Source organism: Bacteroides sp. OF03-11BH, assembly GCF_003604005.1.
GTDB classification, from domain to species: domain Bacteria; phylum Bacteroidota; class Bacteroidia; order Bacteroidales; family Bacteroidaceae; genus Bacteroides; species Bacteroides ovatus.
On record NZ_QTMW01000010.1, the window covers coordinates 195,075 to 204,288 of the forward strand.

The window sequence follows — 9,214 nt, forward strand, 5'->3', positions numbered from 1 at the left end:
TTTCTGTTTAAAGTTCATTTCTCTTTCCTGATTTCAATCTTTTTCTCTTGATTGTCTTTCTTGACAATAATATAACCGGTATCACCGGGGATGGCGTTCATGATATCTTCCACAGCCATTTGGCTCATGGGACAATCGTCCAAAGAAGTACCGTTGATATTAATCACCTGGTCGCCGAAAGCAACTTTATCTTTCATGCTGTCCCAGATCGTTGTAATTTCGAATCTGTCATTGCGTGGCAGAATACTCACGTTCCAGAGAGCGGGAGCACCGCCCATGTCGGTTTTTCCTTCTTCAAACGGGAAAAAGTAGAATCGTCTGCGCATATAATCGATAATTACTTTACCGTATTCCAGTAAATCCACCCCGATGATGCTTCCATTCATCACTGTGGTCGTACTACCCACGTTCGTGAATTCTTTCCCCATGATGTTGATAGGAGGAACAGTCACCTTCTTTATATCCACCGGCTTGCCTAGACCTGTTATTCCGGCAGCTACGATACCATATCCATGGTTAGTAACTTTCGAAATGTCAGACAGCCTTTCATAATCTTCTGTAGAATAAAGCAGAAAGCCTCCCGCACCTGTATCGAACAGAACCTTGAAGTCATTGTCCCCTAAGCGGACATTGACAATGGAGTGATGATCCGTCTCATCCAACAGCGGAATCCCATCCGTTACTTTTAGTCCTTCGGGACGATACGGATAATTGATAACCATTATTTTAGAACGGGAATCGAATGTGACTACCGACTGTGCGAAAGCGTCTCCTCCAAGAATACCGACAACCCCTAGTCCGGTGAAGAATGGATTCTTAGGCAGTACCATCGTCTTCAACTGCTTGATTTTATAGTTTTCCCCGATAGAAACATTCTGTACGTGCGCTTCCTGATAATTGGAGCCTTGTGCATTCACATCGGAGATACGCATATATCCTGCGGCAGTAGCTTTCATTTCCGTTGCGGCATCATACATCGTTCCGGTTCTTCCTCCCGTATCGACGATATATTTCACTTTTATACCGTTAACAGTGACGGGGATAATGATTTTCTCTTGTATAAACTCATAAGGAATGGTGTCGCAAACCTTATTCCGGATTTGCGCTGCCATTCTTTGTCCGCAGTTTAGAAATAATAGCAGCCATAAGCCGGTCAGTATTCCTATACTTTTCATATTATTCTTTTTCATAGATAATATCCTTTACTCCGGAAGCTGTCTCAATCGTCAGTTTCGTCTTCTTTTTCTCTTTTAATTCCGGTATTCCGTTCAGAATACTTTCGCAGAAGTCATATTTCTTAGCAGGTTTGCCATTGATTTTAACTACCTTGTCTCCGACTGCTATCTTACCTTTCGTACTGCTCCATACGGTAGATACAAACAAATCTCCGTCTTTGACCGTTAAGTCAAAATTGTTACCTTGATTGTTTATTTCATTGTCCGGTTGAAATGCTTCGAAATAGAATCTTCCGCGTGGATAGTCAATGGTCACTTTACCGTATTGCAACAGTTTGACGCCCAATAATGTGTAAGGGTGATTGTTGGTGCTGGTTGTTACGTTACGGAATTTGGTGGCTCCGACTGATAGCAATGGAATACGAACCCTGTAAGAAGAAGCTTTGTCCGCCTGGCCGGATACTCCGATACTCCCTTCTCCATACCCTTCGGAAACCACTTCCATAGAGGCTTCCAGTTTGATTTTTTCAAAATCACTTTCGATAAGTGATAACAGACTGGGACTACCTGTATCGAATAATACATTTATATTGCTAACCGGAGCTATTTGTATGCTGACGATCGGCATACCGCCCCCTTTGGTGAAATTCAACATCTTTCGTAAAGACACTGTCGATGGCTTTTCAGCAGAGGTAACTATAATATTTTTGGCTTGTGAATCAATAGTGACAATGGTGTTGGCGAATAAATCACTGCCGATGATGCCATCTACTCCAAAACATTCCCAGCCTTTTACTTCATCAATGACCAGTGACGGAGCATTTTTGAAATTAATAACATGGTCGGGGGTAGTCAGGTTCTCTATCCGGGTAGTCTTGTAATAGCTTTCCACGTTATTCACATCCGTTACTTTAGCCGAGTCGGTGGCTGCCATTTGCAGTGCCTGGCAGGCTTGAGTCGTGAGTGCCGTACGTCCTCCTGTATCAAAAATGAAAGGACGTGCCGTGCCGTTCACTTTCATTTCGATAATCATCTTTTCACCTACCATCCGGTAAGGTATAGTTGCCTTATATTGTTGGGCGAATACAGGAACCGCCATGCAAAAGGCGACAACGGTTCCTATCATACGAGTCGTATACTTCATAAGCTAATTTTATTTGCTGACTTTTTCTGCTTCCAAAATTGCCTGATAAGCGTTTACAATACCTCCGGAAATACACAAATCATCGAAAAGGAACAAGTCTTGTGAAGGACTGTCGTTTACGCGGATTCCTTTTTCCACTTCCACCCCTTTGCGTGAAGTGACGCTCTTCAGTAGTATGTCACGGATTTGCGAGCCGGTTAATTTAGGGAAATATGATTTCACTAAGGCAGCTACACCGGCTACAGTAGCCGAAGCCATTCCTTCACCTGTACCTTTTTGGTACGTATCACCCATATAGGATGAATAAATATCTGTTCCCGGTGCATAAAGATCGAGAGTAGTTGCACCGTAATTGGTGTTTAGTACCGGATTTCCATTCTTATCAGAAGAAGCAACCACCATAAAATTGGTAAGTTCTCCGTCTTTTCTCATCTTCCGGTTAGGGAAGAATTCATCTTTATCCATATCTACTGACAGATCCCAAACCGGAACTATTACCAATGCTCCTTTCTTTTCAGCTTCTTTCAGCGCATCTGCTACCCATTGTCTCTGTTCTTCCGGGTATAACGAATTTTGTTCCGGCAATAAAATAATATTCGCTCCGTGGTTTACTGCATACCGGATGGCCAGTGCCATATCTTTTAAATAAGGTTCTCCTTCTCCCGGATGAATACGTAAAGTCATAATTTCTGCATTATCGGCAATACCGTTACTTCCGACACCGTTGTCGCGTTTGGCTGCGATCACTCCCGCTTTCATAACCCCTGTTGCTGCATCAGACGTCAACAGTACATTATTGCCATATTGTGTGTCGTTAATATCCAGAGGATTATCACCTACAATTTCTTTCCGCTTATCAGTTCCATATTTCTTTAAAGCATCTTCATAGGACGTTTTGGCTGTTGCTACACTTTTCTTTCCCATATTTTGATATACGGGTTCCCATTTATCCGTATTATAGATACTGAAATAGTAGGCAGTAAACACAAAGGCAACTTCTGAAAGACTGTCTCTTTCTGCTTTGGGATCATAACAACTTTGGAAGTCCTCAACGGTTAACTCTTTTCCGGGGAAGCGTTTTTTCATGTCCTTATCGAACTTTTCAACATATTCTTCTATTACATAAGAAAGTTGGAGACCACCATAGGTTCCTCCGATTCTTGATTCCGGCATGACTTTATAGCGATAGTAGTTATATTCTTCCATATTTTCCGGTGCGGGAACTTCTTGGCGTTTTCCATTGACAATCTTATAGTACTTTTTTCCATCGAAAATATAGTCAGCATATTTATCTTTTAGGCGGAAAAATTCACGTTCTCCTTCGCGCGTCAGAGCTTCCATTACTTGACCGTCTTTACCTCCGATGAAGTTCCAGCCATTGATATCGTCAACAAGCCCGTTTTTATCATCATCTTTTTGGTTTAGTTTTTCTTTCAGGTTCATCCAGATTGCATGTTTCAGGTCTTCGTGTTCTACGTCCATTCCTGTTCCGATCAATGCAACAACCGGTCTTTTCTTTGCTTTCTTTTTGTTGGCTTTCAGGTAGTCATAAGCTTTGTTTACTTCAGCTCCGTACACACTGTCCTGGTCGAAAGAACAGTTAAACCAATCCAGTTCGGATTGTTTTTTTTGTGTCTCCACCTTTTGTTTGACTAACTGGGCTGATACAGCAATGCTGATAAAACAGCATACGATTGAAAATATAAGTTTCTTCATTGTCGAATGAGTTATAATTTATACAGTTTGTTTATTTTCTGATTTTTAAAATAGCTTCGCGTACTTGTTCGCCGCGTACGTTGCGTGCAGCGAGTTTGCCTTCCTTGTCAATGACTACAAGGAAGGGGATGGAGTAGAAGCCATAAGCATTTTGAATAGTGCTGGGAGTTTTGCTGTTTTTAGGGAAACCTGTCTTATCCCACAGCATCACCCACGGTAGTTTTTCTTCATCTAGCATTTTTCTCCATTTTGCTTCACTGTCGTCCAGCGAGACACTAATGAATTCCAGATCATCAGCTTTCAATTCATTGTATATTGTCAACATGCTACGCATTTCTTTGCGACAAGGACCACACCAGGAAGCACAGAAATCCAGTACGACAATTTTGCCACGGAAGTCTTTCAGACTTACATTTTTTCCATTAGCATCTATGAAAGTAAAATCGGGACATTCTGCACCAATGATTTGGTGGGAGAGGATCTCTACCCTGTTTATCAACCATTTGGCAGATAAAGACTTTCTGTCTTGTTCCGGTATCATATCCAATAGCATTTTGTTGGATTGGTAATCATTTACATCTGCCAGATAAGCCAATGCAGATGCCATGGCAGGAGTCAGTTTTCCTTTGACAGAAGTAGAAATTGTTGCTATATCCGGATCTTTTTCGGTTGGCATATAGTTTTGTAAAGTCAGATACGGATCGATGCCGGTGAATGAAAGCGAACTTTGTTCAGGGTTCTTTTCATCGAAGTAACCATTAATTGTTATCGGGTTATTTTCCAGATAAACATTCTGTTCAGTTTCTCCTAAATATAGTTTATAGACATCAGGAATGATGTTTATTTCATCGGTACTAAATGTGCTATTAGTACCGATGATGCAACTTAAAACAACGCCTTCATTCATATCTTTTATTTGTAAAGTCGTTGGCTTTAATACCTTTATTCTTCCTGATATTTTCAGTCCGTTATTTCCCCATACAGTGGCACCGCATACGAGTAATATAGTTAATAATAGATTTTTTGTTTTTGTCATTATTATTAGTTTATTGTTTATTATCAGAGTTGTTATTCTTCATCGGGAGTCTCCGGTATTGGAGGTAAAGGTAAATTCCAATCCTCCGGTCCGTTGGCTATTGCTTCCAGGTCAATCTGGTATTTATCTTTTAAATATTTCTGTACGAAAGCAAACTTTTCGGTGAGAAAAGGATATTTATCAGCCGGATATACCTCTGCTAGTTGTGCTTGATTATAGAACATGGAAAGATGCATATATCCTATAAAAGTCTCTTCATTGGTTGGAGGATAAGAGTTGTTGGCTGGTGTGCTGGTGCTATTGAATACATACGTGTTTACACTTCCCGGATATCCTCTTGTAAGATAATAGTTCGGGTCATCTTCCATTCCCAAGCCTGCTATCAGATTGGTGACATGGTCAAATCCCATTTCAAATTCTTCAGGTATAATGATGTTTCCGGCTTTTACTGCTTTTTCCAATACGGGAGCCAATATCATTTTCCGACGTCTGTCAAGGAGTGCTCTGTCTGTGGGAATTAAATAAGGATCGCTGGGATTGTCTTCTCCAAACATACAAGTGCACCAATAATCCAGCCCATCGTAATTTTCGTGTATGGGTACAATCCAGCTCGCTAGGATTACGCCTCCAACTTCTAATACGCTTTTACTATAGACATTGTATCCCAAATACCAATACATAGGCAGAACTTTAGAAGTGATCGGCGGATTCAAGTATGCAAAGATATGTTTTTTCATAAATTCGACATAATAATTGGCCATTTCATCATTTACACAGCCCTGGCCTTCGTAACCACTACCGTATGCTATACCTGTCCAGCTACGGTTAAAATCAGCTCTTTGTAGATCTTTATAAATAAGATATACATTATAGTCTTCGTATATTTGGGCGATGTCATTGTCCCAACTATTATTTCCTTGAGGTACTTTGAAACGTAATTCAACGCCTCCTTCTGTAGGAGTCAGTGTGTCTTCTTCGTAACATGAAGTGAATGCCATACAAGCAAGTAATCCCCATAATATATATATATTTCTCATATTCATTTCTTTTGTTTAATTTATAAGATATATACTATTAATTTTCACGTTTTGGAGCTAATGGATTCTGTTCCAGTTTTTTATTTTTAATTAAGACAGCGTCTGGTATAGGCATGGTATAGGAAGGATCATTCTGTTTTAATGTATATACCTGTTCTCCCCATCTATGAACAATTTGTGGCATTCCGTAACGTCGGAGATCAAACCATCGTTGCCCTTCAAAACAAAGTTCTTTTCTTCTTTCATTTTTGATGAAAGTTTTGAGCGCATCACCTGTTAATCCGGTAGGCTCAACAAGTTTGTCGGGTTCATACCGTTTAGCCAGTAAGGTTTTTAAAGCAGAGAGTGCTGTACTTTCGTCATTATTATGAGCAGCTGCTTCTGCTAGATTTAAATAAGCCTCACCTAGTCTGAAGGATAAAGCAAAGTTTTCCGATCCACTAGGCTCACCTGTAGCCGAAAGTTTGTATTTGCCGAAAGTAGTATAAGAATCTTCATAGAAAACTTCATCATCTTTATTGAACTCTTTTGCTATATACTTTTCTTTTCTTAAATCTCCATCTTCAAAGCTTTCAATCAGGTTATCAGAAGCGATAAAAGCTTCTCGGTAGTAGGTGGTATTACCGAAGTAACCTTCTTCCTCATACTCTACCGACTGATCATTGAATACAGTTAAGTCTGAAACGCTTCCATATAACCAAATAACCTCAGATGATTTTAAAGATGTAAAATTGTAATAAGGCTCTGCCACTATTGGAGAAGGGAGGTCGTTTAAATCTATTAAAGCGAAGGACCAGTCTTTTATTACTTTGTTGGCGTATATGGCTGCATCTTTCCAGTTTTCCATATAAAGAAAGACACGTGATTTCAGTAATTGTATCATTGGAAGGCTGACCAGATAATTCGGCTCATATTGTTTATCTTTGCTTAAAGTAAGAAATAAACGTTCAGCTTCATTCAGATCGTCCACAATTTGGTTGTATACTTCCTCAACGGTGTTTCGTGTCATTAATAGTTGGTCTTCAGGGAGCAGGTTGCTGTCTAATTTGAGCGGAACTCCTAAAGCTTGTTTGTCATAGTTGTATGGTGCTCCAAAATGATTAACCAACATAAAATAATAGAAAGCTCTTAATCCGAGGGATTGGGCTATTACATAATTTTTTTCAGCCTCCGTACCATTTACGTCACCGATATAATCAAGAGCTGCATTTGCGCCTAAGATATAGTTATAGTATCCTTCCCAGATATTCTGAAGAGGATAACCATTCCTTTCCATAATAAAAAACATATCCGGTTGCCATGTATAAACAGCTTGTTTGGCTTCCACATCTTTTAGAGAGTTAATGCTAAATTCATAGTCAGTTTTATGGAACTGAATGTCATCGTCTAAGAAGCTAAGAAAGGGTAGTAGAAAATTACCTTTGTCCTGTCTGGGATAAGCAGAACCGATCAGCATTTCTTGTAAAGCATTTGCATCTTTGGGAACATACTCACTTTGAGATTTAGGCTCTAGAAAATCTGAGCAAGAGGATAGTGATAGTAAGACTATTCCTGTTAGTATATATATAGTTCTTTTCATTGTCTATCTTTTTATTTTTTTAGAAACCAATGTTAATACCTAATGAATAATTCCGTGGAAGTACACTGTTGCTAACTTCCGGGTCGAAACCGTTGAAACGTTTGCTGGCGATAACAAAGATGTTATCCATGTTAAAGTTGAGTGATAGATTTTTCATATATATTTTTTCGCACCACTCACGTTTCATTTGCCAGGATAGACCGATGTTGCGACAGCGTAAGAAAGAACCACTGACCACCATAGCGTCAGATTGTTCCCATAATGGAATACTATAAACATTCTCATTGTTTGGCAATTCTATATAAGCCATTCCTGCTTTGGGTAAAGAAGGAATGATTGTATGGGCTTCGTCTCCCGGTTCTTTCCAACGGTTCAGTAAATCGCGGTTTATATTTGTATATGGATCTGGCATATAATAAGAACTAGCGAATTGTTCGTATGGTGATGGCAGACGCTTCTTGTTGCCGAGTAAAAGTGAAAAACTGGTGTTTAAAGTTAATGATTTATAGCGGAAACTTAAGCTCAATCCACCTGTGAAATAAGGCTCTTTCTGACCAGAATATACCAGATAAGTAGTCGGATCTATTTGTCTGCTACGTTCTTCTTCCGGAATGTCCAAAAGATTGAATAAAGCTTCACCGGTTTTTCCGTCTAATCCTGCAAAAGAGTATGACCAGAAACTGCTGAGCGGATACCCTTCTTTTAGTACAATATCTGAGCGTCCACTTAAGAAGGAAGCTGCATTGACATCAATGTCTGTATGTCCGCCTTCATTCCAGTTCTTGGAAGCATTCAAGCTGATACTTAATGCATAGTCCCGTTTCTGTATCGGGGTAAAAGTTAATGTATATTCGATACCTCTGTTGTGGATAATACCACCGTTGCGTTTCATGGATGTTATTCCATATTCATAAGGTAATTCCAGTTCAACAATGGCATTGGAGCGTCTTGTATAATATTCCAAATTCATATAAAACATACTGAATAATTCCAGGTCTACACCGAAATTCCATGATTTGGTACGTTCCCATGATAGATTCGGATTTGGGATTTGGGAGATGGTAGATTGATATCTGTTGTATAGATTAGCCACTTTCCCCTGATTTAAAATCAAATCCGGACTAATGCGCGTTACTGCATTTCCTTGAATACCATAGGTGCCGCGGAAGTTTAAGGTTGTTATCCATTTTACATATTTCTTCATGAAGTCCTCTTCTGAAGCTCTCCAGGAGAAACCGAATGAATAGGTAGGATCAATACGGTGATTAGCATCCTGACCGAAACGGTTGGATGCATCATTACGTATATTTGCGTCATGAAGTTACGAAAAGAGTGTAATTTATTGGAAATGAGCATTGGGTAATCGCTCATAATAGTAATAGGTTACGAATTAGTTAGTTATCTACTGCATTATTCTTCTGTGCGTTGCGTAACCTTCAAAGAACTCTTCGTATGCAAAAGTAACAATAAAACGGGAGATTTAGAAATGAATCTCCTGATTTTTTCTTCTCACACAAGTTTTTCCGT

At 39.5% G+C, this 9,214-nt stretch carries 6 protein-coding genes and 1 pseudogene; all 7 read right to left on the reverse strand.

Going from position 1 to position 9,214, the window contains the following annotated elements; genetic code table 11:
• Positions 1–14: 14 nt before the first annotated feature.
• Positions 15–1,190, reverse strand: a complete 1,176-nt coding sequence (locus DXA54_RS10295; RefSeq protein WP_004301823.1) for a pepsin/retropepsin-like aspartic protease family protein — start codon at positions 1,188–1,190, stop codon at positions 15–17.
• Positions 1,177–2,319 (reverse strand): aspartyl protease family protein, encoded by a 1,143-nt coding sequence (locus DXA54_RS10300; RefSeq protein WP_004301824.1) that lies wholly within the window; start codon positions 2,317–2,319, stop codon positions 1,177–1,179. Before DXA54_RS10300 ends, DXA54_RS10295 begins: the two co-directional genes overlap by 14 nt.
• A 9-nt stretch (positions 2,320–2,328) precedes the next feature.
• Entirely contained in the window at positions 2,329–4,035 is a 1,707-nt protein-coding gene (locus tag DXA54_RS10305) for a S8 family serine peptidase (RefSeq protein WP_120079397.1), read from the reverse strand.
• A gap of 31 nt (positions 4,036–4,066) precedes the next feature.
• A complete protein-coding gene (locus DXA54_RS10310; RefSeq protein ID WP_008650932.1) occupies positions 4,067–5,071 on the reverse strand; it encodes a TlpA family protein disulfide reductase in 1,005 nt (334 codons plus the stop codon).
• Positions 5,072–5,103: 32 nt separating this feature from the next.
• Positions 5,104–6,114, reverse strand: coding sequence for a hypothetical protein (locus tag DXA54_RS10315; protein ID WP_008650938.1), 1,011 nt, complete (start codon positions 6,112–6,114; stop codon positions 5,104–5,106).
• Positions 6,115–6,145: 31 nt separating this feature from the next.
• Complete coding sequence (locus DXA54_RS10320; protein WP_008650940.1) at positions 6,146–7,687, reverse strand: RagB/SusD family nutrient uptake outer membrane protein; 1,542 nt, start codon at positions 7,685–7,687, stop codon at positions 6,146–6,148.
• Positions 7,688–7,706: 19 nt separating this feature from the next.
• Positions 7,707–9,002: pseudogene (locus DXA54_RS10325) on the reverse strand (SusC/RagA family TonB-linked outer membrane protein); the annotation flags it as partial.
• Positions 9,003–9,214: the final 212 nt, after the last annotated feature.